This window comes from Pseudomonas caspiana, assembly GCF_040224095.2.
GTDB lineage: Bacteria > Pseudomonadota > Gammaproteobacteria > Pseudomonadales > Pseudomonadaceae > Aquipseudomonas > Aquipseudomonas caspiana.
In genome coordinates this window covers 1,404,691-1,425,764 of the sequence record NZ_CP167995.1, presented here as the reverse complement: position 1 = coordinate 1,425,764, position 21,074 = coordinate 1,404,691, and the positions used below count along the sequence as shown (strand labels likewise).

Genomic DNA, 21,074 nt, shown 5'->3' with positions numbered 1-21,074 from the left:
CATAGCATCCTTCGGCGGTCCCTGAAAAATCACAGCACTGCAATTGCGTAATGCCCTCCAGCAATCTCAGAAACGCCCTACATAACCCCGGAACTCCCCCCCATAAACTGATCGTCCATTTATTTCAGGACGATCACCTATGGGCCATCTCAACCTTTCGAAACAGCCCAGAATTCTTCACAGGAAAATCAGCTGGCCTCATCATACAGGCTATCCCAGTGGTGATAACCTCTGGGGCCAGTCCTGATGACAAATCCAAAAATCAAAGCTGACATACCTGATAATAAGCAACTTAAACAGGCCGCTGTTGCGCTGAGAAATCATGCCTGCACGTTAAGTATGAGGCACATTCAAGACGGAATGCTGCGCCTGCAATTCAATCGGGAAGTGGCTTATTACGCGCAGGGGATTGTTCGGGATGTAGAGAGCGGGCGCAAGAGCGTAACAGAGGGAATCAAGACGCTCAAAGGTGAGCAAGAGAGCCTGAAGGAGCAGTCGGTAAGGATAGCGACCCAAACTATCGGACTCATCGCAGGCGGACTCCAGATTACAGGAGGAATCGGAGTATGTGTCGGATCGTTTGGATGGGCCTGCGTACCTGCCGCCGTAATGGTCGGGCATGGCTTAAACAATGTATATGAGAATGGTAACAACCTGCTAGAAGGTAGATCTGATACAGAAGGCTGGGGAAGAATCCCTTATCAGGCAGTTTCCGAGTACATCAGCGGAGACAAGACGGGAGGAAATATTGCCTACGGGACGGTAGATATTGGGTTATCTCTTTTCGGAGCCTATCGACTCACCTTAAAAAAGGATGCATGGCGACTGTTTAGATATGTAGATGCTGATTATGTGAGAGCGTATAAGAATTCCTCAACGACAGCTCTAGGGGTAGATGCTCTAGGAGGCACAGTTACTACAAAAGGCATGCTGGATGAGTGGCGCAAGGAGAAATGAACGAACTATTCCAACACATCAACTACATGTGCCTTAGCGTAATATTCCTCGCCCCCTCAATCTCGCTAGCTCGCTACCTATCTCAAGCCAGGCAATGCAGCCTGCTATTCAAGGCGGGCTTTATTTATAACGCCGCATTGGCACTGGCTCAGGTAAATTTCTTCATGAACGGAGAGTTCCTATTCTTAGATACCTTTGATAGTTCATACATCGTTTTTCTAGGCCTCGTCTTTTCAATTTTTCACCTGCAAAGCAATGGGACTTTGAGCCGCACAAACCATGAACAAAGAGACGTATTGCGAGCAGATGACAAAAGTTACGTCTACTCATTCAACTCATACCTGGACCGAATTATTCTTGTTGTGAAATGGGGGCTGATCATTTTAATAACCTCTGCATTTTATACAGTAGTTATAGGGTATCTTCTAATCCAGCTATATCCTGAAAGTTCGGTAGACGTATCCACTCGTATAACCTTAGTCGTTAGTCTATATTTTGTTCTGGTAGCAATAGGAACGTATCTCGCCCACAGGCACCACAAAGTCAAACGCCATTAAGTGCTACCGATATCGGCCCGCACGCCCCCCAAGGGATTAAACTGCACCCGCGCCAACCACACCTGTTCCGCATGCTGATATCAGCGCTTCATCGGGTCTTTCCAGAAGTGCTGCTCGGCCTCCTGATAGACATCCGCACGGCTCAAACCCAGATCCTTCAATGCCGCGTCACTCAGACTCGCCAATTGCCGACGCTGACGATGCAGTTCGTACCAGCGGGATGTGTATTTCTTGACTGACTTGAGCAGGCGCTCGATCCAGGAATCCCGGGACAGGGTTTTAAGCACCAACACGTAACCTTTCTGACCTTTCATCATCTTGCCCTCCATGTGGGATGGCTAGAGTCTCGCGCCAGCGATAAGATCAATCCAACGAATGTTTCTTATGCACTGCATCTGGGAGATTGATGTATTGGCCAGTTACCCGAGCATTGACACCGAGCTCTTGCGCACCTTCGTGGCCATTGCCGATCACGGTGGATTTACCCGTGCAGGCGAAGTGGTGAACCGCACTCAATCGGCGGTCAGCATGCAGATGAAGCGTCTGGAGGAGGATTTAATCCAGCGTCCGCTGTTCCAGAAGGACGGACGCACGGTGAGCCTGACGATTGAGGGTCAAGTACTACTGGGCTATGCGCGACGGATCCTGAAGCTGCACGGAGAGGTCTTCAACACCCTGCGCGAACCGCATATGGTGGGCGTGGTGAAGATTGGTTCACCGGACGATTACGTCATGCGCTTTTTGCCCGGCATTCTCCAGCGTTTTGCTCAGGCCTATCCGTTGGTGCAGATTGAAGTGCACTGCGAACCCTCCAGGCAATTGCTCCTGCGCCAGGATCTGGACCTGAGTATCGTCACTCGCGAACCCGGCACCGAGATCGGCCAGATCCTGCGTCAGGAGCGTTTCGTCTGGATGGTTGCTCAAGGCTTTTATCCTCACGAACAGAACCCGATACCTCTGGCGATGTTCAACACCGACTGTTTTTGCCGGACGTGGGCCTGCAACGCTCTGGACGCCATGCAACGCGATTATCGGATTGCCTACACCAGTGCCAGCCTGGCGGCCATTAGCGCGGTAGTGACGGCGGGTCTGGCAGTGACAGCGCAACTGGAAAGTCTGCTGACCCCTGATTTACGCATCATCGGCGAGGCGGAACAAATGCCGCAGCTGCCACTGGCGAGCATCGTTTTGCTGCGTAATCCGAAAAACCCGTCACCCATCACTGAATGCCTGGCCGAACACATTGCCGAAGGTTTCAGGCTTTGAGCTTTCAGGCTTTAAAGGCCAGGATCACCGCGCAGACCACCAGGAAACCGCAGAACAGCGAACGCAACAAACGCTCGGGCATCGAATGAGCCAGCTTCACGCCCCAACTGATGCTGGCCAACCCGCCAACGGCCAACGGAATGCCCATGCCCCAATTGACATGATCGTGCAGGGCATAGGTGAACAGCGTGATCGCGGTGCTGGGTGTCGCCAGCGCAAGTGCCAGCCCCTGCGCGACCACTTGAGTCGCACCAAAAAAACTGGTCAGGATTGGCGTTGCAATCACTCCGCCGCCAACGCCAAACAAGCCACCGGTGATGCCTGAGCCCATCCCCAACAACCAGAGACGGTTGACGTGGCGCAACTCACTGCTGGCCTGATCCTTGCGCCAGAACATCTGCGCCAGATTGAAAACAGTCAGCAAGATCAGGAACGCGATAAAGGCCAGTCGCATGTGTTGCGGGTCAAGGCGCACAGCCCACAACGAGGTCAGCCACGCCAGACAAAAGCTAGGAATGATCAACATCATCGCGTTGCGCATGGAAATACGGTTGCGCTGGTTATAGCGCCACAGGGCCAGCAGCACATTAGGCAGTACCATTAACAACGCGGTACCTTGGGCCAGCTGTTGATCAAGCCCGAACAGGACACCCAAAGCAGGAATCGCGACCAGACCGCCGCCAATGCCAAACAATCCACCCAGAGTGCCCATTGCAGCACCCAGCAATACGAACATCACCACTTCCATCACACCGCGATCCCCACTCAAACGATGCGCGCATGCTACGCAGTCTGGCTGTGCAGGCAAATAACCGATATGCGCTATTACGCAGGTTTCATGCACGTGATAGAGGGCAACGGCCGTATGAGTGCACAGGCTGAATGGAATTTATCTGGCGCAATAAACATCACAGCACTAAATTGTCGTCATGACACCCGCTAGAGAGGATTACCCCATGAGCGCTGACGCCAGCTCCACTGCCGACAGTAACTGCCAAGCGTTGCAGCTCGACAACCAACTGTGTTTCGCACTGTATTCGACCTCGCTGATGATGACCAAGGTCTACAAGCCACTGCTTCAGGCGCTGGGCCTGACCTATCCCCAGTACCTGGCCATGATGGTGCTGTGGGAACAGGACGGTCTCACCGTTGGCGACGTGAGCACTCGCTTGCTGACTGATCCGGGCTCTTTGACCCCGCTACTCAAGCGTCTGGAAGGCGAAGGTCTGATCAGCCGCACACGCAGCAAGGAAGATGAACGGGTCGTGCTGCTGCGCCTCACCGAACAAGGCCGTGCCCTGCAACAAAAAGCCCTGACCGTCCCTGGCTGCATCCTGACAGCCAGCGGTCTGGAAATTGAGCAGCTGCAAGCGCTGCAAGGCGAACTGATCAAGCTTCGCGGAAATTTGCAGGGCAGTGTTTGAGGCATTTGCCTCCAGGACACACGGCAGAAGCTTTAAATGCAATGTGTTTCCTGCAGGAGTGATCGCCACCCCGATCACTCCTGCAGGTCCTCTTTCTTCACGATAGCGCTGCGATTTCTTAACAAAGCAACAGGATTGAAATGCAATCCCGTTGCGACCATACACCACGCCGCCTCCCCCCAAAAAAACCATCCAGTCCAAAAATCTAAAAAATTACCTTGCGCGCAAACTATTTGCGCGATACATTTAATTCGCACTCAGTTAGCGCGCAAATATTTAGCGCAAACAGACAATTTTTGAACCACTCCGATCCCTACGATCTTTCAACCATGAAATGAGGTGACACCATGAATACTCTCTACACCGCAATCGCAACTGCAACCGGTGGCCGTGATGGTCGTGCTGTTTCCAGCGACAACATCCTCGACGTGAAACTCGCTACACCGAAAGAACTCGGCGGTGCAGGTGGAGCAGCCACTAACCCTGAGCAACTGTTCGCTGCCGGTTACTCGGCTTGCTTCATTGGCGCGTTGAAATTCGTTGCCGGTCAAAGCAAACGCAGCATCCCGGCTGACGCCTCGATCACTGCCCATGTCGGCATCGGTCAGATCCCAGGCGGTTTCGGTCTGGATATCGACCTGAACATCAACCTGCCAGGCCTGGAACAAGCCGACGCCGAGCAACTGGTTGAAGCCGCTCACCAGGTATGCCCGTACTCGAACGCTACTCGTGGCAACGTTGATGTGCGTCTGCACGTAACCGTGTAAACGCCCCGATCACTACTCAGGATTCGAACATGAAAACCGTGAACAAAGTCTTGACCGGTGCCCTTCTCGCCCTGTCCATCAACAGCGCATTTGCTGCAGGCACCGTGGAACACAACACTCAGGCATTTCTCGATGCGCTGAACTCTGGTGCTGGAAAGCCGATTGAGCAGTTGTCGCCCAAGGATGCCCGCGCAGTGCTTACAGGTGCTCAGGCCGGGGTCAAACTGACCTTGCCCAAAGCTGACGTCAGCGAGAAAACCATCAAGGCCGACGGCCAGGACATCAGCCTGACCATCGTGCGTCCGGCCGGCGTCAAAGGCACGCTTCCGGTGTTCATGTTCTTCCACGGTGGCGGCTGGGTTCTGGGAGATTTCCCGACTCACGAACGTCTGGTGCGTGATCTGGTGGCGGGTTCAGGTGCGGTAGCGGTGTTCGTCAATTACACGCCGTCACCGGAAGCGCACTACCCGACAGCGATCAATCAGGCTTATGCGGCGACCAAATGGGTGGCTGAGCATGGCAAGGAAATCAATGTCGACGGCAAGCGTCTGGCCGTAGCGGGCAACAGCGTCGGCGGCAACATGGCAGCGGTAGTTGCCTTGATGGCCAAAGACAAAGGCACCCCGGCGATCAAATACCAAGTGCTTCTGTGGCCAGTAACCGACGCAAATTTCGAGACTGGCTCATATGATCAGTTCGCAGAAGGTCACTTCCTGACCCGCAACATGATGAAGTGGTTCTGGGATAACTACACCACTGATACTAAACAGCGTAACGAGATCTACGCCTCACCGTTGCGTGCAACGGTAGATCAACTCAAAGGCCTGCCGCCCGCATTGGTGCAGACCGCAGAGAACGATGTATTGCGTGATGAAGGCGAGGCGTATGCCCGTAAACTGGATCAGGCCGGGGTGTCAGTCACCTCAGTGCGCTATAACGGCATGATCCACGACTACGGTCTGCTCAACGTCGTCAGTCAGGTTCCGGAAGTGCAGTCGGCGCTGTCACAAGCTTCTCAAGAGCTGAAAGTGCATCTGAAGTAACCGCGGCCCCTGTAGGAGCTCACCGAGGTTACGAGGCCAGCGATGGCGGAGTGTCAGGCAAACCGGTATCGCTGGCCTCGTAACCTCGGTGGCTCCTACAGAAATGCATTTCAGTTCAGCACGTTATTCGTTGTTCGACTCAACTCAACACTCACAAAAAAGCCCGCATCGCTGCGGGCTTTTTTGTGGAAGCGGTAAAAGCTGTGCTTATTTAGCACGGCCTTTGTAGGAACCGCCTTCGCGTGTATCGATCTCGATGCGATCACCGATTTCGATGAAATCAGCAACTTGCAGCTCGGTACCGTTGGCCAGCTTGGCAGGCTTCATCACCTTGCCGGAAGTGTCGCCACGAGCCGAACCTTCGGTGTAGTCAACTACACGAACGATGGTGGTCGGCAGCTCTACGGAAACCAGACGCTCTTCGAAGAAGATCGCTTCGCAAACGTCGGTCATGCCTTCTTCCACGAATGGCAGAACGGCTTCGATGTCTTCAGCGTTCAGCTCGTACATGGTGTAGTCAGTGGTGTCCATGAACGTGTAGGTGTCGCCGCTGATGAAGGACAGGGTCGCTTCTTTGCGGTCGAGGATTACGTCGTCCAGTTTGTCGTCAGCGCTGTAAACGATCTCGGTCTTGTAACCGGTCAGCAGGTTTTTCAGCTTGGTCTTCATGATGGCGCTGTTACGACCGGACTTGGTGAATTCAGCTTTCTGAACCAGCCAAGGGTCGTTTTCAAGACGAATCACGGTACCGGGTTTGAGTTCTTTACCAGTTTTCATTGCGCATATCCGAATTTGGATGGAAGTTGCCGAGGCTCTGTACGAGAAACCGCTTTACGCAGTCACGCAAAGGTCTTTTTCGTACAGAGCCTAATCTCAAGGCCGCGTATCATACGAAACTCCACAAAACAGTACCAGCGTCGTCGCAAGATCCGCATGGGAAGCTTGCTGCAGACACCAGTTCTCGCCGTGTTTTTTGATCTCATCCCAGTGATCAAGAACCGCATGCCAACTTTCAGCCCCCTCATGACCTGCATTCCAGGTGTGCCAAAAACGGCTCAAAGCCTTGGCAGCATCGGGCGAGAGCCCTGCAAGGTAGTGTTTCAGAAAGGCATCGAGCTTGACCCAATGGGAATCATCCTCCTGCTCATAGATGTGCCAGAGCAGCGGTCGACCCGCCCATTGTGCCCTTACAAAGGAGTCTTCGCCGCGAACTATGTTGAAATCACAACACCACAGCAGGCGGTCATAATCTTCCTGCCTGACGAACGGCAACACCTGGACAGTCAACGCACCGCGTTTTTCCAGTGCACCGGCTTTCAAGCCGTCCACCTCCAGCCAGCGTTGCACATCACCGAGAATACGACCTTCGGGCACCAACAAATGCGTAGCTTTGTTATCGGTAGCCAACGCGTCAAGCCAGGCACCGAGGCCGGGATTCTCATAGGCAAATACCGAAATCAGCCGCGCAGTATCGTCGGGCGTCACGTCCAGCGCCTGGAGGAACCCTTGGCGCTCTTCCCTGCTCAGCTGAAACGCCTGGCGTGTCATGAGCAGGTCGCGCTCGCGCAACAAGCCACCGGTGGTCGGAACAAAGCCCGGGAAGAAGAAAAACTTGCGCAGGCCATTGGATTGCACCGATGGCAGACCATGGCAGCCGCTTACCCAGTCCTCAGCACTGAGGTATTCGAGATTGATCCACACCGGCCGTGGCGAACATTGCGCAATAGCGTCTATGTACTCGGTTGGTAAACGACAGGCGAATGCCTCAACGATCACATCTGGGAGATCAGTGGCCAGCCATTGCTTCGGCCATAGATGAACGCTGACGCCTTCGCGCCACTGCTGCGCAGCCTCGGCATCAGCGCCAGGGCTGATGCGCACGAAAGCAGCCAGATCATCGACCCACAGTCGCACCTTAATGCCATGTTCGGCTACCAGTTGCCGGGCCAGACGCCAGGTCACGCCGATGTCGCCGTAGTTGTCGACGACACTGCAAAAAATGTCCCAAGAGGCTTTCATTTCCGGCTCCCTGAGGCTGGATGATAAAAAACGCCGATTGTCCTTCAGACAACCGGCATTCACCAGCCTTCGCTCATGGCACAATCACAGCATCTGCAGTCAACGCCGAGATCCTGCCATGCCTACTTCCCATCGCCGCGAGCTGAATGTTTCCGTTCACCCACTGAAACTGATCGCCTGTATTGCCATTGGCATCTGGCTTAGTTTCATCGCCGTGGTGTTGACCGGCATGTTGTTCTACAAGGCCCTGCCCGCAGCCGAAACCCAGGTAATCAACAATGCCGCCGCTCAATTGAGCGCGCCGCCCGTCACCAAACCTGCGCCCGCTGCGGAAAAAACCATGTTCGAAAAATATGAGCAAAGCCTGCGTGAAAGCGAGGCTCGCCAGGCGTGGGAGCAGGCTCAGGAACAACAGCAGAAAAACTTCAACGGCCCCAAATGCAACTTCTGGATGCAGCAGGATCGCACCGCTCCCAGCGAAAAAAGCCGCGCCAATGTCATCCAGTTCTGCGGATAAACCATGAACAAGCAAGACGTGTTGCAACTGATCATCGACAAATTAGAAGTGGACCTGGATATCGCCCAGCGCGCTGCGCAGACCGCCTATGAAACCGCGACCCACGAAGAAAACATCGCCGAGAACAAGTACGACACACTGGGCCTGGAAGCTTCTTACCTCGCTGCAGGTCAGGCGAGGCGTGTGGAAGAAATTCGCCAGTCGCTGATGCTCTATCAAAAGCTGGCGCTCGCACCGTTCAACGAGCACAAAGGGATTCAGCCCGGCGACCTGATCACACTGGAAAATCACCTTGGCGTTGAACAGCATTTGTTTCTGGGACCTGATGCCGCTGGTCTGAAGATTCAATACGACGCACACGCCATTACAGTGATTACCGCCCGTGCGCCATTGGGCCAGACCCTGCTGGGTAAACTGGCGGGCGATGAGCTCGAAATCCACGTCAATGGCAGCAGCCAAACCTTCGAAGTCACGCAGATAGTGTGACCGGCTATTCATTTGCAGGGTTGATCGCTCCAACTTTTTCTGGGTAAGGTGGCCTCGTCGCCACACAAAGTGACCGGGACTACATAACCGGAAGCAAGGACTCACTAAGTAGGAGATATTTCATGACTAACGTCATTGCTTTTCCTGACGCCCATGAACGTGATCGCCTCAAGTCAAGTGACCACCCTGGGCTGAGATACCTGAACAAGAAAGAGCGACTGCTGATCGACCAGTTACGTGAGACCAGCCATGCCGGGCGCCAGTACGTCTATGACTACGCGGCCATCATGCTGCTGTCCAAACCATTGCATCCGGATTGATTGCCTGGCTGGATGAGTCGCCCGCAAGACTGGCTTTAGCCGGGAGTCTGTTGTTCCTGCCCACATGTGGGTAGCTAATGCGAATGCGCTCTCGCGGCTGAAGCCGCTCTTACGAAAGTGTGTACATCTATCGGCGCCCGTATCCTCGAAGCGCCTATAGTGGCCGCACGCCCCGGCAATCTGGAAACCGTCATGAACTCCGCTGGATCTGAATCGCCATCCTCTGAACCTCGCAAAACTACAGAATCGACCGGCAAGAAAATCGTCGACCATCTGCGCTTCCACAAGAATCACGCACATCTGGCCAGCACCTTCGGCAACGATCGGTTTGCTCTCAAGGCCGAAGCCTTCGCTCGCTTCTTTGGTACACCGGCTTTCCTCGGTGCGCAAACCGTCATCGTCTTGCTCTGGGTGGTGTGTAACACCACAGGCCTGACGCAATTCGATCTGTATCCGTTCATCCTGCTGAATCTGGCGTTCAGCCTGCAATCGGCCTACGCCGCGCCACTGATTCTGTTGGCTCAAACCCGCCAGTCGGCTCGGGACAAAGCTAACGCGGATGCTGATGCCCAACACCGCGAAGACCTTGCTGCGCAAATGCTTGGGTTACTGGAACAAAACACTCGCCTCACCGAGTTGACCAAGAGTCTGACTGAACGTATCGAGACGCTGACCTCCGACATGCACAAGCATTTCGTGAAGCGCGACCCTGTCAATTGCGACAAAAAGCCGGGCTGATCTGCCGTCCATCCCTCGCACCTTCCCGATAGTAGATCGCCAACGGCTCTGCGGCCTGTGCTCCACGCGCCGGCCTGATGAAATTGCCCGAGAGCGGCCATGCACACCTTAATATTGCGCTCATCATAAAACAGCAGGATTATGACCGTAATTCAAACCGTCATTGCCTACTGGAGCGCGCCCCATGCAGACCCTGTCCCGAGAAGAAAAACTCAACCAGTGGCGACAAGAAGAACAGGCGATACGTGAACGCCTGGGTGCGGCGGGCACGATGCGCCTGACCGAAGTAGCCAGCCTGGAACCCTCTGAATTCTTTGACGGCATAGGCCGTGGCGATCTGCCCTGTCCGCCCATTGGCGCGCTGATGGATTTCATCCCACTGCGCTGGTCGCCGGGGGAGTTCATTTTTCAGGGGACGCCTGACGAACGCCACTACAACCCTCTGGGCAGCGTGCATGGCGGGTACGCCGCAACATTGCTGGACTCGTGCATGGGCTGTGCAATCCATAGCCTCCTGAAAAAAGGTCAGGGCTACACCACGCTGGATTTGCGCATCAGTTACGTAAGAGCGTTGAACCATGCAGTCGGCCCCGTGCGCGCGGAAGGCAAAGTGCTCCACGTCGGCCGTTCAACTGCGCTGGCCGAAGGCAGGCTATACGACGTTGATGACCGGCTCTACGCGATTGGGAGTACGACCTGCATGATTCTCAATATGGATACTTGAACAAAACCTCGGATGGAGCGCACGAGCACCGCGAGGCAGAGATGGCGACGTGTCAGACAAAACGCTATCGCTGCCTCGCGGTGCTCGTAAGCTCCTACAGTTCCTGTGTTTGCTGAATACGCTAAATCTTGAACCCTGCACGCCTTCTATTGACCAACCTTACACGCTCATTCGTGACGCACAGGCAAATATCCCTTTCCCGTCCCACTGTTTTTCTCCGCAGTCCGAGTCGGGATACTGAGCTCACATATTGTTTGTTGAATCAATTTGAAGGAGCACTGCACATGACTATTCCAGCATTGGGCCTCGGCACTTTTCGCCTCAAGGACCAGGTTGTCATCGACTCGGTGACCAACGGTCTGGAGGTCGGCTATCGAGTGATCGATACCGCACAGATCTATGGCAATGAAGCAGAAGTCGGTAAAGCCATCGCAGCCAGCGGCATCCCTCGTGAAGAGCTGTTTATCACGACCAAAATCTGGACGGACAACTTCGCCGCCGACAAGCTGATCCCCAGCCTCAAGGAAAGCCTGGCCAAACTGCAGACGGATCATGTGGATCTGACGCTGATCCACTGGCCATCGCCTGAAGGCAAAGTCTCGGTCAAAGAATTCATGACAGCGTTGCTGGATGCCAAAAAGCAGGGGCTGACGAAACAGATCGGTATTTCCAACTTCACGATCGCGTTGATGAAGGAAGCCATTGAAGTGGTAGGTGCCGAGAACATCGCGACCAACCAGATCGAGCTGCATCCCTACCTGCAAAACCGCAAGGTGGCTGATTTTGCCAAACAGCAGGGTATCCACATCACGTCTTACATGACCCTCGCCTACGGAGAAGTGCTCAAGGACCCGGTGATCGAACAGATCGCCAAGCGCCACAACGCTTCGACTGCACAAGTGACGCTGGCCTGGGCGATGCAACTGGGTTATGCGGTGATCCCGTCGTCGACCAAACGCAGCAACCTTGAGAGCAACCTAAAGGCCCGCGAGCTTAAGCTGAGCGACGAAGATATGGAGCAGATCGCAGCGCTGGATCGAGGCCACCGCCTGACCAGCCCTGCCAGCCTTGCGCCGAAGTGGGATTGATCAGAACCTGATTTGGAATGCGATACCAGTGGGAGCCGGGCTTGCCCGCGATAAGGTCGACGCGATCTAACAGAGAATCGCGGTGTCCTTATCGCGGGCAAGCCCGGCTCCCACAAGAAATTGCATTTCAATTCATTGAGAGGTGTATCACCCCACCGCCACCAGCCGCTCCAGCACCGACTGATCACGCCCAGCCCGCACCACATTGGCGTACAGGGACTCGGCAATTTCATCGGCGCGGATTGGCAGCACCGATAACAAGGTGTCGCTCAAACCGTGGCTCGCTTCACAGAAGCCCTGCATATAAATCGAGGCTTTGCAGCGGCTGTCAGTCTTGATCCGATAGTCGCGATCCACTTCGAAATCCCCCAGGTACTCGCTCAGCGGTTCCAGCAGATGGCGATGTAACTGACGCTCGTAACCGGTGGCCAGGACCACGGCGTCGTAGGTCTGCACGCTGCTTTCACCATTGGCCAGATTGCCCAGCGCCACTTCAATACCGTTGGCCGTAGCCGTAGCGTTGTGCACCGAGGTCAGGCTGCGGAAAGTATGACGGGCAATGCCGGAGACTTTCTGGCGATAGAACACACCATAAATGCGCTCAATCAGATCAATGTCCACCACCGAATAATTGGTGCTGTGGTATTCACGAATCATCTGTTCGCGCTGCTGGCCGTTCTGGCTGAACATCAGATCAGTGAATTCGGGTGAGAACACCTCGTTGACGAACGGGCTGTCATCCGCCGGCTTGAGTGCCGAGCCGCGCAGAATCATGTCCACCTGCACCGACGGATAGCTGTCGTTCAGATCGATGAAGGCCTCGGCCGCACTCTGCCCGCCGCCAATGATCGCAATGCGCATCGGCTTGCCAAGGGCGCAGGCTTGCTGGGCCATGGACTGCAGATATTTCGAATGGTGGAACACTCGCGCGTCGCCCTGCAGGCTGGAGAATGCCTCAGGGATACGCGGCGTCCCGCCAGGGCTGACCACGACCGAACGGGTGGTCCGTACGTGATTCTGGCCTTGTGTGTCACGGGAAATAACCCGCAGCGCCTCGACCTGCTGTTTGTGCAGTACCGGCTCGATGGCGGTGACTTCCTCGCCATAGCGGCTCTGCTCGTTGAACTGCGCCGCGACCCAGCGCAGGTAGTCGTTGTACTCCATCCGGCACGGGTAAAACGTCCCGAGGTTGATGAAGTCCACGAGGCGACCGTGTTGCTTGAGGTAGTTAACGAACGAAAACGGGCTGGTGGGATTGCGCAGCGTGACCAGATCCTTGAGGAAGGAAATCTGCAATTCGCTCTGGGTCACCAGCGTGTTGCCGTGCCAGCGATAATCGGCCTGTTTGTCGAGGAACAACGCATCCAGCGCACCCTCCCGTTCACCCCGCTCCTGCAGGGCAATTGCCAGTGCCAGATTGGATGGACCAAAACCGATACCGATCAAATCGTGAACCACGGCAGATACAAGAGCCTGTGTCATTCCAGTGTCCTCGGGAGATGTCGCCCGCTCGTCAATCGATGGCCAGCAAGGTGGCCTGTTGCAGTAGGAAACGAGGACAGAGAAACAAAATTTAACGATTGATCGGACACTGGCGTCGCTTACGTAATCTTCTGTAGGGGCTCACGAGCAACCCGAGGCAGCGCCTACAGGGCTGAATTCAAATGCGTGGGCTTAACGCAACTCCCCACGCAACAGCGCCACTTGCTCGCGTGCCGCTGCCGGGGCGGCGGCATCACCGGACAACGCCGGCCCGGCGACCACAGTCACCCGCGACCAGAGGCGTCGGAACAAGCCTTTACCCGGTGCGCGGCTGAAAAAGCTGCCCCACAAGCCTTGCAGCGCCATTGGGATAACCGGCACCGGCGTCTGCTCAAGAATGTGCGTCATGCCGCTTTTGAACTGATCGATCTCGCCGTCGCTGGTCAACTTGCCTTCCGGGAAGATGCACACCAGTTCGCCTTCGCTCAGGTAGTGCGCGACTTTCTTGAACGCCTGATCGTAGATCTGCAAGTCCTCACTGCGCCCGGCGATAGGAATGGTCCCGGCAGTGCGGAAGATGAAATTGAGCACCGGCAGGTTGTAGATCTTGTAGTACATGACGAAACGAATCGGCCGCCGCACCGCACCGCCGATCAACAGCGCATCAACGAAAGAAACGTGATTGCAGACCAGCAATGCCGGGCCTTCGTCGGGAATCTGATCGAGATTCTGGTGTTTGACGCGATACATGGAATGGCTGAGCAGCCAGATCATGAAGCGCATGGTGAACTCGGGAACGACCTTGAAGATGTAGACGTTGACCGCGATGTTCATCAACGAGATGACCAGAAACAGCTCCGGGATCGACAGCTGAGCCACGCTGAGCATCAAGATCGAAACAATCGCCGAGACCACCATGAACAGCGCATTGAGGATGTTATTGGAAGCAATCACGCGGGAGCGCTCGCTTTCCAGCGTTCGGGACTGAATCAACGCGTACAGCGGCACGATGTAAAAGCCACCGAAAATCCCGATCCCGAGAATGTCCAGCAACACCCACCACGCCTCGCTGAAACCCAGCACGCCCAGCCAGTCGTTGGCCATGACGTTCTGCGGCATCTGCCCGGAATGCCACCACAGCAACAGGCCAAACACCGTGAGGCCCATCGAACCGAACGGCACCAGACCTATTTCCACCTTGCGTCCGGACATGCGCTCACACAGCATCGAGCCAGTTGCGATGCCAATGGAAAACACGGTCAGAATCAGCGTCACCACGGTTTCGTCGCCGTACAGCCACTCTTTGGCGTAGGACGGGATTTGCGTCAGGTAAATCGCACCGACGAACCAAAACCACGAGTTACCGACAATCGAGCGCGACACCGCTGGCGTCTGGCCAAGCCCCAAGCGCAGGGTGGCCCAGGTCTGAGTGAAGATGTTCCACTCGATTTTCATCTGCGGCGCAACGGCTGCGGCCCGCGGGATACTATGGCTGGCGATGTAGCCCAGGCACGCCGTCAAAACCATCACGCTGGCAACAATCATCTCGTAATGGGCAGTGGACATCATCACACCGGCGCAAATGGTCCCGGCCAGAATCGCCAGAAACGTGCCCATTTCCACCAGCCCATTGCCGCCGACCAGTTCTTCTTCACGCAGGTGTTGCGGCAAGATCGAATACTTCACCGGCCCGAACAACGCTGAGTGGGTCCCCATCGCGAACAGCGCCAATAGCATCAGCCACAGGTGTCCGAACAGGAACCCCACCGATCCCACCAGCATGATGCCGATCTCGGCCAGCTTGATCACACGAATCAACGCATCCTTGGCGTACTTCTCACCAAACTGTCCGGCCAGTGCAGAAAACAGGAAGAACGGCAAGATGAACAGCAAGGCGCACAGGTTCACCCAGATCGAGCGATCACCGTCGATGTTCAACTTGTAGAGAATGGCCAGAATCAGCGATTGCTTGAGGATGTTGTCGTTGAATGCCCCAAGTGACTGGGTGATGAAAAACGGCAGGAATCGACGCTTTCCAAGCAGGGTGAATTGTGACTGATGGCTCATCGTCCGCGATCCTGAATGACTTGGGCCACATTGAAGACGTTAGATGACGTAATGTCGATAGGACGTTTCCGAATGTTGTGGATCTGGAGGTCAATTCAGAATGGCGCAGATCCTGTGGGAGCGAGGCTTGCCCGCGATTCAGGCGCTGTGGTTGCCCAGACAGACCGCATCATCGTTTATCGCGAGAAGCTCGGTTCGTATCCAGACTACCTGTATGCCACTGAATTGAAATACATGCTGGAGCTCACGAGCACCGCGATGGCAGTTTGTCTGATACACCGCTATCGCGGCCTCGCGGTGCTCGTGCGCTCCTACAGGTTCATCGTTTGGCGTGAGATAGCGCGGTGTGATGAACACCGGGGCTGCTCCCAAAGGAATCAACAAGATTTGCGGGCAGTGCTTGCCTGCGACAAGCGCCCCAAGTGCCCACATCCGCCCACTCTTCCCTTTCACGACTAAAGTCGCTCCTACTACCCCGAACCTTCATGCGAGACTAGCCAGCTTGTTATTGAGGCTCTGAATGTCTATGTCGCTGTCCACCGGGCTGATTGCGGCCGTTGCCCTGGCTTATATGGCCATCATGTTTGCCATCGCCTTCTACGGTGACCGGCGCAGTACGTCGCTGCCGCCCCGACTGCGCGCGTGGGTGTACAGCCTGTCGCTGGCGGTGTACTGCACTAGCTGGACGTTCTTCGGCGCAGTAGGTCAGGCCGCCGAGCAATTGTGGTCGTTCCTGCCGATTTACCTAGGGCCTGTGGTGCTGATGCTGCTGGCGCCATGGGTACTGCAGAAAATGGTGCTGATCAGCAAACAGGAAAACATCACCTCGATTGCCGACTTCATCGCCGCCCGATACGGCAAGTCGCAATCCCTGGCTGTAGTGGTTGCGCTGATCTGCCTGGTTGGGGTTTTGCCCTACATCGCCCTGCAACTCAAAGGCATCGTGCTCGGTGTGAACATCCTCATTGGCGCCGTCGCGGACGCTGCCGGGACCCGGGCGCAGGACACAGCACTTATCGTCTCGCTGGTCCTCGCTCTGTTCACGATTGTCTTCGGTACGCGCAATCTGGACGTCACCGAGCACCACCGTGGAATGGTCATGGCGATTGCCTTCGAGGCCCTGGTCAAGCTGTTCGCCTTCATGGCGGTGGGCGCGTTCGTGACGTACGGCCTGTATGACGGCTTCGACGACCTGTTCAATCAGGCCCTGATCGCGCCACGGCTTGAGGAGTACTGGAAGGAAACCATCAACTGGCCTTCAATGGTGGTCCAGACCGGCGTGGCAATGATGGCGATTGTCTGCCTGCCACGGCAGTTTCACGTCACCGTCGTAGAAAACATCGACCCGCAAGACTTGCGGCTGGCCAAGTGGGTGTTTCCCGCCTATCTGGTTCTCGCGGCACTGTTCGTGGTGCCAATCGCACTGGCCGGGCAAATGCTCCTCCCGGACTCGGTGCTGCCGGACTCGTTCGTGATCAGCCTGCCACTGGCGACGACTCACCCTTCGCTGGCCTTGCTGGCGTTCATCGGCGGCGCCTCGGCGGCCACGGGAATGGTGATTGTGGCGAGTGTCGCGCTGTCGACGATGATCTCCAACGACATGCTGCTGCCGTGGCTGCTGAGCCGTAAAACCGCTGAGCGCCCGTTTGAAGCGTTCCGCCACTGGATGCTGTCGGTGCGCCGGGTCAGCATTGTGGTCATTCTGTTGCTGGCCTATGTTTGCTACCGACTGCTGGGTTCGACTGCCAGTCTGGCAACCATCGGCCAGATCGCCTTCGCCGCCATCACCCAACTTTCCCCCGCGATGTTCGGCGCACTGTGGTGGAAGCAGGCCAACCGCCGTGGAGTTTTTGCCGGGCTGGGTGCCGGGATCTTTCTCTGGTTCTACACGCTGGTATTGCCGATTTCCGCCGAAAGCCTCGGTTGGTCTCTGGATACCTTTCCACTGCTGACATGGCTGCACAGCAATCCACTGGGGCTGCCGATTACTCCGTTGACCCAAGGCGTAGTGCTGTCGCTGGCGGGCAACTTCATCCTGTTTGGCTGGGTGTCGGTGATCTCCAAAACGCGGGTTTCCGAGCACTGGCAGGCCGGGCGTTTCATCGGTCAGGACGCCAGCGTCAGCACCGGCAACCGGCCGCTGCTGGCGGTGCAGGTCGAGGACTTGCTGAACCTTTCCGCGCGTTTCGTGGGTGAGGAACGCGCCCGACAAAGCTTCATCCGCTTTGCGTATCGGCAGGGCAAAGGCTTCAACCCGAACCAGAACGCCAACGGTGACTGGATCGCCCACACCGAGCGCCTGTTGGCCGGTGTACTCGGCGCGTCATCGACCCGCGCCGTGGTGAAAGCCGCCATCGAAGGCCGCGACATGCAGCTCGAAGACGTGGTGCGCATCGCCGACGAAGCGTCCGAGGTGCTGCAGTTCAACCGAGCGCTGCTACAGGGCGCCATCGAGAACATTACCCAAGGCATCAGCGTGGTCGATCAGTCGCTGAAGCTGGTGGCATGGAATCACCGTTATCTGGAGCTGTTCAATTATCCGGAGGGACTGATCAGCATTGGCCGCCCGATTGCGGACATTATTCGCTACAACGCTGAGCGCGGTTTGCTCGGTCCTGGCGAGGCGGAAGTCCACGTGGCCCGGCGACTGCACTGGATGCGTCAGGGCCGCGCCCACACCTCGGAGCGGATGTTCCCCAATGGCCGGGTGATCGAGCTGATCGGCAACCCGATGCCAGGCGGTGGTTTCGTGATGAGCTTCACTGACATTACCGCCTTCCGCGATGCCGAGCATGCACTCAAGGGCGCGAATGAAAGCCTTGAACAACGGGTCGCCGAACGGACCCATGAGCTGTCGCAACTGAACCTCGCCCTGACCGAAGCCAAGGGCACGGCCGAGGCGGCGAACCAGTCGAAAACCCGCTTTCTCGCCGCAGTCAGCCATGACCTGATGCAGCCGCTGAATGCCGCCCGCTTGTTTTCTGCTGCGCTGTCCCATCAAAACGACGGCATGCCCGCCGAAGCCCAGCAGTTGGTACAACATCTGGACAGCTCGCTGCGCTCGGCCGAAGACCTGATCAGCGACTTGCTGGACATTTCCCGGCTGGAAAACGGCAAGATCACCCCGGACCGCCAGCCATTCGCGCTGAACACGTTGTTCGACACATTGGGCACAGAGTTCAAGGCGCTGGCTCAGGAGCAAGGCCTGGAGTTCCGGGTAAGTGGGACTGCGCTGCGGGTCGACAGTGACGCCAAATTGCTGCGGCGTATCCTGCAGAACTTCCTGACCAATGCCTTCCGTTACGGCAAAGGCCCGATATTGTTGGGCGTACGCCGCCGTGGCACCTACTTGAGTCTGGAGGTCTGGGATCGTGGGCCGGGTATTCCGGAAGACAAACGACGGGTGATTTTCGAAGAATTCAAACGTCTGGACAGCCACCAGACCCGCGCCGAAAAAGGCCTGGGACTGGGTCTGGCGATTGCTGATGGTCTGTGCCGCGTACTGGGCCACACGTTACAAGTGCGTTCATGGCCGGGCAAAGGCAGTGTCTTCAGTGTGTGCGTGCCGCTCGCCCAGCATCAGACAGTTCCGGCCAGCGTCGTGCCCGACGCGAACCGAACTGCGCTGACCGGGACGCAGGTGCTGTGCATTGATAACGAGGACAGCATTTTGATCGGCATGAACAGCTTGTTGACGCGTTGGGGCTGTCAGGTCTGGACTGCCCGCAGCCGTGAGGAATGTCAGGCACTGCTGGATGAAGGCGTACGCCCGCAACTGGCGCTGGTGGATTACCACCTGGACAACGGCGAAACAGGCACCGAGCTGATGGCCTGGTTACGCACGCGCCTGGGCAAACCGGTACCGGGCGTAGTAATCAGCGCCGACGGCCGCCCGGAACTGATTGCCCAAGTGCATGCTGCCGGGCTGGATTACCTGCCCAAACCGGTCAAGCCCGCAGCGTTGCGGGCGCTATTAAGTCGGCATGTGGTGTTGGGATAAAAGCGAAACCCTGTAGGAGCTGCCGAAGGCTGCGATCGCGGTGTGTCATAGGCATCCATTCGCAGCCTTCGGCAGCTCCTACAGAACTGGAAAACAGCGTTTAAACCCTTTCCACCGCCGCTGCCAATGCCTTGGCAAACCGTCTTGCCACTTCGTCAATCTGCTCGGCGGTAATAATCAGCGGCGGCAGGAAGCGTACGACGCTGCCGTGGCGGCCACCTAATTCCAGGATCAGCCCGCGCTTGAGGCATTCGTTCTGCACCAGTGGCGCCAGCTTGCCAAATGCAGGTGGATGACCCAGACCATCGAGCGCGCCCGTCGGGTCCACCAGTTCAACGCCGAGCATCAAGCCACGCCCGCGAATATCGCCCAACTGCGGGAAATCCCGCTGCAGCACACGCAGGTGCTCGGTCAGACGTGCGCCCATGGCCGTGGCGTGCGCGGCGATGTCGTGCTGCTTCAGATAAGCCATCACCGCCGAACCTGCGGCCATCGCCATTTGGTTGCCACGGAAGGTCCCGGCATGAGCGCCCGGCAGCCACTTGTCCAGCCACTCGCGATAAACCACCACCGCCAGCGGCAGGCTGCCGCCGATGGCTTTGGACAACACGACAACATCCGGCACGATGCCCGCGTGTTCGAAGGCAAACATTTTGCCGGTCCGGGCAAAGCCGCTCTGGATCTCATCGACAATCAACGCCACACCGGCGTTTGCAGTGATGCGCCGCAAGCCACGCAACCAGTCCAGATCGGCCGGGATCACCCCGCCCTCGCCCTGCACCACTTCAACAATGACAGCAGCCGGCAGTTGCACGCCTGCTTCCGGATCATTAAGCAGGTTTTCCAGATAACGCAGATTGACCTTGATGCCGTCAGCGCCCCCCAGCCCGAACGGGCAACGGTAGTCGTAAGGGTACGGCAGGAACTGCACGCCGCTGTTGAGCAAAGCGGCCATGGGTTTTTTCGGCCCGAGGCTGCCCATCAGGCTCAACGCGCCCATACTCATGCCGTGATAACCGCCCTGGAACGACAACACGGTGCTGCGTCCGGTGGCGGTGCGAACCAGTTTCAGGGCGGCTTCCACGGCGTCCGTGCCGGTCGGGCCGCAGAACTGGATTTTCGCGTCGTGAGCGAACTCTTCAGGCAGTAAACCAAACAGGTCCTGGACAAATTGATCCTTGACCGGCGTGGTCAGGTCCAGCGTATGCAGCGGCAGGCCTTCATCAAGCACTTTGCGAATCGCCGCGATCACCACCGGATGGTTATGCCCCAAGGCCAGCGTCCCGGCACCGGCCAGGCAGTCGATAAACGTGCGTCCTTCGACATCTTCCACGTAAATACCCTGAGCGCTTTTGAGCGCCAGCGGAATACGTCTTGGGTAACTGCGGGCGTTGGATTCCTGTTGCTTCTGACGTTCCAGCAACGGTGAATCTTCGAAGTGATAGAGCACTTCTTCCGGCTCAGTGTTGAGCCGTGCGGATGAGTTTTCATTGCGACTGATGGCGACTGACATCCTTCAAACCCTCGATAACAGGAAATGGACATCTGCCAAGCCATCCTGCGCTGGTAGATTCCTGTTTAAGGAAACGCACCAGCGCGGTCGGGATTTAATGCCGAAT

At 56.6% G+C, this 21,074-nt stretch carries 19 protein-coding genes; 12 read left to right on the top strand and 7 right to left on the bottom strand.

Annotated features, from left to right (window positions below; genetic code table 11):
* Nucleotides 1-246: 246 nt before the first annotated feature.
* Nucleotides 247-957 carry a DUF4225 domain-containing protein gene (locus ABRP31_RS06405; protein ID WP_349971451.1) on the top strand — a complete coding sequence of 237 codons (711 nt, stop codon included), beginning with the start codon at nt 247-249 and terminating at the stop codon, nt 955-957.
* A gap of 637 nt (nt 958-1,594) precedes the next feature.
* Here ABRP31_RS06405 and ABRP31_RS06400 read toward each other — a convergent pair.
* Entirely contained in the window at nt 1,595-1,831 is a 237-nt protein-coding gene (locus tag ABRP31_RS06400) for a DUF1127 domain-containing protein (RefSeq protein ID WP_349971452.1), read from the bottom strand.
* Nucleotides 1,832-1,898: 67 nt separating this feature from the next.
* Here ABRP31_RS06400 and ABRP31_RS06395 point away from each other — a divergent pair, with 67 nt between their 5' ends.
* Complete coding sequence (locus ABRP31_RS06395; RefSeq protein WP_372489337.1) at nt 1,899-2,780, top strand: LysR substrate-binding domain-containing protein; 882 nt, start codon at nt 1,899-1,901, stop codon at nt 2,778-2,780.
* Nucleotides 2,781-2,784: 4 nt separating this feature from the next.
* Here ABRP31_RS06395 and ABRP31_RS06390 read toward each other — a convergent pair whose 3' ends face one another.
* Nucleotides 2,785-3,531, bottom strand: coding sequence for a sulfite exporter TauE/SafE family protein (locus ABRP31_RS06390; RefSeq protein WP_167384375.1), 747 nt, complete (start codon nt 3,529-3,531; stop codon nt 2,785-2,787).
* Between the two features lie 205 nt (nt 3,532-3,736).
* Between ABRP31_RS06390 and ABRP31_RS06385 the strand changes: the two genes are divergently transcribed.
* The 3 genes from ABRP31_RS06385 to ABRP31_RS06375 all read left to right on the top strand — a co-directional run bounded on the left by ABRP31_RS06385 (nt 3,737) and on the right by ABRP31_RS06375 (nt 6,014).
* Nucleotides 3,737-4,204 (top strand): MarR family transcriptional regulator, encoded by a 468-nt coding sequence (locus ABRP31_RS06385; protein ID WP_349971453.1) that lies wholly within the window; start codon nt 3,737-3,739, stop codon nt 4,202-4,204.
* A gap of 347 nt (nt 4,205-4,551) precedes the next feature.
* Nucleotides 4,552-4,971: an organic hydroperoxide resistance protein gene (locus ABRP31_RS06380; RefSeq protein ID WP_087270965.1), complete on the top strand. Its 420-nt coding sequence runs from the start codon at nt 4,552-4,554 to the stop codon at nt 4,969-4,971.
* Nucleotides 4,972-5,000: 29 nt separating this feature from the next.
* Nucleotides 5,001-6,014 (top strand): alpha/beta hydrolase, encoded by a 1,014-nt coding sequence (locus ABRP31_RS06375; protein WP_349971454.1) that lies wholly within the window; start codon nt 5,001-5,003, stop codon nt 6,012-6,014.
* A gap of 207 nt (nt 6,015-6,221) precedes the next feature.
* On the opposite strand, the gene ABRP31_RS06370 is transcribed toward ABRP31_RS06375, so the two are convergent.
* Nucleotides 6,222-6,791, bottom strand: a complete 570-nt coding sequence (locus ABRP31_RS06370; protein ID WP_027900557.1) for an elongation factor P — start codon at nt 6,789-6,791, stop codon at nt 6,222-6,224.
* Between the two features lie 96 nt (nt 6,792-6,887).
* Nucleotides 6,888-8,033, bottom strand: a complete 1,146-nt coding sequence (gene earP, locus ABRP31_RS06365) for an elongation factor P maturation arginine rhamnosyltransferase EarP (RefSeq protein WP_349971455.1) — start codon at nt 8,031-8,033, stop codon at nt 6,888-6,890.
* Nucleotides 8,034-8,151: 118 nt separating this feature from the next.
* On the opposite strand from earP, the gene ABRP31_RS06360 reads away from it, so the two are divergent.
* From ABRP31_RS06360 to dkgB, 6 genes are all read left to right on the top strand, one after another.
* On the top strand, nt 8,152-8,550 hold the full coding sequence (locus ABRP31_RS06360) for a hypothetical protein (RefSeq protein WP_349971456.1): 399 nt from the start codon (nt 8,152-8,154) through the stop codon (nt 8,548-8,550).
* 3 nt (nt 8,551-8,553) lie between these two features.
* Nucleotides 8,554-9,036 carry a transcription elongation factor GreAB gene (locus tag ABRP31_RS06355; protein WP_349971457.1) on the top strand — a complete coding sequence of 161 codons (483 nt, stop codon included), beginning with the start codon at nt 8,554-8,556 and terminating at the stop codon, nt 9,034-9,036.
* Nucleotides 9,037-9,158: 122 nt separating this feature from the next.
* Nucleotides 9,159-9,356: a hypothetical protein gene (locus ABRP31_RS06350; RefSeq protein WP_087270954.1), complete on the top strand. Its 198-nt coding sequence runs from the start codon at nt 9,159-9,161 to the stop codon at nt 9,354-9,356.
* Between the two features lie 192 nt (nt 9,357-9,548).
* Nucleotides 9,549-10,094: a DUF1003 domain-containing protein gene (locus tag ABRP31_RS06345; protein ID WP_349971458.1), complete on the top strand. Its 546-nt coding sequence runs from the start codon at nt 9,549-9,551 to the stop codon at nt 10,092-10,094.
* 184 nt (nt 10,095-10,278) lie between these two features.
* Nucleotides 10,279-10,818: a PaaI family thioesterase gene (locus ABRP31_RS06340; protein ID WP_349971459.1), complete on the top strand. Its 540-nt coding sequence runs from the start codon at nt 10,279-10,281 to the stop codon at nt 10,816-10,818.
* 284 nt (nt 10,819-11,102) lie between these two features.
* A complete protein-coding gene (gene dkgB / locus ABRP31_RS06335; RefSeq protein WP_349971460.1) occupies nt 11,103-11,906 on the top strand; it encodes a 2,5-didehydrogluconate reductase DkgB in 804 nt (267 codons plus the stop codon).
* Nucleotides 11,907-12,053: 147 nt separating this feature from the next.
* On the opposite strand, the gene ABRP31_RS06330 is transcribed toward dkgB, so the two are convergent.
* Together ABRP31_RS06330 and ABRP31_RS06325 are read right to left on the bottom strand one after the other, a co-directional pair.
* Nucleotides 12,054-13,388: a SidA/IucD/PvdA family monooxygenase gene (locus ABRP31_RS06330; protein ID WP_349971462.1), complete on the bottom strand. Its 1,335-nt coding sequence runs from the start codon at nt 13,386-13,388 to the stop codon at nt 12,054-12,056.
* A gap of 192 nt (nt 13,389-13,580) precedes the next feature.
* Nucleotides 13,581-15,455: an MFS transporter gene (locus ABRP31_RS06325; protein WP_349971463.1), complete on the bottom strand. Its 1,875-nt coding sequence runs from the start codon at nt 15,453-15,455 to the stop codon at nt 13,581-13,583.
* Between the two features lie 526 nt (nt 15,456-15,981).
* Here ABRP31_RS06325 and ABRP31_RS06320 point away from each other — a divergent pair.
* Nucleotides 15,982-19,455, top strand: coding sequence for a PAS domain-containing hybrid sensor histidine kinase/response regulator (locus tag ABRP31_RS06320; RefSeq protein ID WP_349971530.1), 3,474 nt, complete (start codon nt 15,982-15,984; stop codon nt 19,453-19,455).
* 100 nt (nt 19,456-19,555) lie between these two features.
* On the opposite strand, the gene ABRP31_RS06315 is transcribed toward ABRP31_RS06320, so the two are convergent.
* Nucleotides 19,556-20,968, bottom strand: a complete 1,413-nt coding sequence (locus ABRP31_RS06315; RefSeq protein ID WP_349971464.1) for an aspartate aminotransferase family protein — start codon at nt 20,966-20,968, stop codon at nt 19,556-19,558.
* Nucleotides 20,969-21,074 lie beyond the last annotated feature (106 nt).